We start from the raw sequence: 2402 nt of genomic DNA, 5'->3' as shown, positions 1-2402 counted from the left end.
ACGGCGGTTCCCAACACCCGCCGCATTTCGAAACCGGCTCCCGTTGCCACCAACAGCGGCACCACGCCCAAGATGAACGAAAATGCGGTCATCAAGATGGGGCGCAGTCGCAAACGGCAGGCGGCGACCGCGGCGTCAAATCGATTCTTCCCGGCGTCCTCCTCCGCTTTGGCAAATTCGACAATCAGAATCGCGTTCTTGCATGCCAATCCGATCAAAACGATGAAGCCGATTTGGGTCAGCACGTTGTTGTCCATGTCTCGGAACCAGACTCCGATCAGCGCGAACAACAAGCACAGCGGCACGATCAAGATGATCGCCAGCGGCAACAACCAGCTCTCGTATTGGGCCGCCAATGCCAAAAAGACAAACAGCACGGCCAACGGAAACAGGAAGACGATCGTGTTGCCGGCCTGCTTTTCTTGAAACGCCATCTCGGTCCATTCGTAACCAAAACCGGCAGGCAGGTTTTGTTCCGCCAGCGATTCCATGGTCGCGAGTGATTGGCCGGTGCTGAATCCCGGTACCGTCGTGCCATTGAGGTCGGCCGATGGAAACAGATTAAAACGCACCAATCGATCGGGGCCGGCGGTTTGTTGGACATCGACGACCGAACCGAGCGAAACGCTCGCCCCGCGGGCACTGCGGGTGCGAATCTTGACGATGTCGCTGGCGTCATCACGGAACTCCGGTTCCGCTTGCGCGGTCACCCGATAGGTTCGCCCCAGAAAGTTAAAATCGTTGACGTACATCGACCCCAGATAGATCTGCAACGCGTCAAACACGTTGTTGACCGGAACGTCCAACATCTGAGCCTTGGTTCGATCGACGTCCGCGTACACCTGTGGCACGTTTGCCCGCAAATTGGTGAACACCTGCGTCACGCCGGGCTGGGCGTTAGCCTTGGCCAGCATGGTTCCGGTGACTTGATTGAGCGCATCGATTCCGGCTCCGCTGCGATCCTGGACATACATCTTAAAACCACCACCGCGACCGATGCCGCGGATCGGAGGTGGCGGAATGATCAAAATCTGAGCCTCGTTGATTTCGGAGACACCGCGTCGCATGTCGGCGACGATCGCCTGGACACTTCGCCCGCGTTCGGCGCGTTCCTTTGCATCTTGCAGGGGCAAAAACGTCACCGCCGCGTTCGGTTTAATCGTGAACGTTGCCCCGGAAAGGCCGGCGATTCCGACGGCATGCTTGACGCCGTCGATGCCTTTGCCGATTTCTGCGACGCGGCGCACCACGGCATCGGTGCGTGAGAGCGACGCGCCGTCGGGCAGGTTGATGGCAACAATCACATAGCCTTGGTCTTGTTCGGGAATAAATCCGGTGGGCACCAGACCGAAACTGAGCCCTGTGAACACGAGCAGCACGCCGTAAAGGACCATCGCAATGCCGCTCTTTTTGACCAGTCGGCCGATGATGCCGGCGTAAACGTTGCTGGAAAAGTCAAAGGTCCGATTGAACAGCCGAAAGAACCAGCCGAACAGGAGATCGACCACGCGGCCGATGCGATTTTTCGGTGCGTCTTTGGGTCTCAGCAAGATCGCGCACAATGCGGGGCTAAGCGTCAATGAGACGAAGGTCGAAATCGCCGTCGAGATGGAAATGGTCAGCGCGAACTGTTGGTAGAACTGGCCGCTGATCCCCGGCACGAACACGGTCGGCACGAACACGGCGATCAACACCAGCGTGGTGGCGATCAACGCCGAACCGACTTCGTCCATCGCCTTGTGCGTCGCTTCGCGCGCCGTCAGCCCCTCGGCAATCAGGCGTTCGACGTTTTCGACCACCACAATCGCATCGTCGACCACGATCCCGATGGCCAACACCAATCCGAACAACGACAACGTGTTCAAGGTCACGCCGAGGAACTGCATGATGGCGAACGTCCCGATCAACGAAATCGGAATAGCGATCACGGGAATGATCGTGGGCCGCCAGCCGTGCAAGAACAGAAACACGGTCAACACCACAAACAACGTGGTGATGAACAGCGTTTGAAACACCTCGCTGATCGACTCTTCGACATAATCGGTCGGGTTGTAAGCGATCTTGTAACCGATCCCTTCCGGAAACTCCTTGCTCATCGCCTCCATCGTCTGCTTGACTTGGGCAGCCGTGTCGACCGCGTTGGTGCCTGGTCGCTGGTAGACGAGCACGGCGATGGCGGATTTTCCGTCCAAATAGCTCAGACGCGAATAGTCTTGGGCACCCAATTCGATCCGTGCGACGTCGCGAAGGCGTGTGACACGGCCATCGGTGCCGCGTTTCACGATGATTTCGCCAAATTCTTCCTCGCGGATCAAGCGGCCTTGGGTGGTGACGTTCAATTGAAAATCACCGGCATCGTCGATCGGCGGTTGTCCGATGACTCCGGCGGCGACTTGCACATT

The 2402-nt window shown here is 58.0% G+C and carries 1 protein-coding gene; it reads right to left on the bottom strand.

All coding sequences use genetic code 11. The features are described from left to right. A partial coding sequence (locus tag ABX749_RS29700; protein ID WP_372899222.1) for an efflux RND transporter permease subunit occupies positions 1-2402 on the bottom strand: 2402 nt, incomplete at both ends.

The sequence above is a fragment of the Stieleria sp. genome, assembly GCF_041595215.1.
GTDB lineage: Bacteria > Planctomycetota > Planctomycetia > Pirellulales > Pirellulaceae > Stieleria > Stieleria magnilauensis.
The sequence above is the reverse complement of the archived record's forward strand: the minus strand, read 5'-3'. Positions and strand labels throughout refer to the sequence as shown.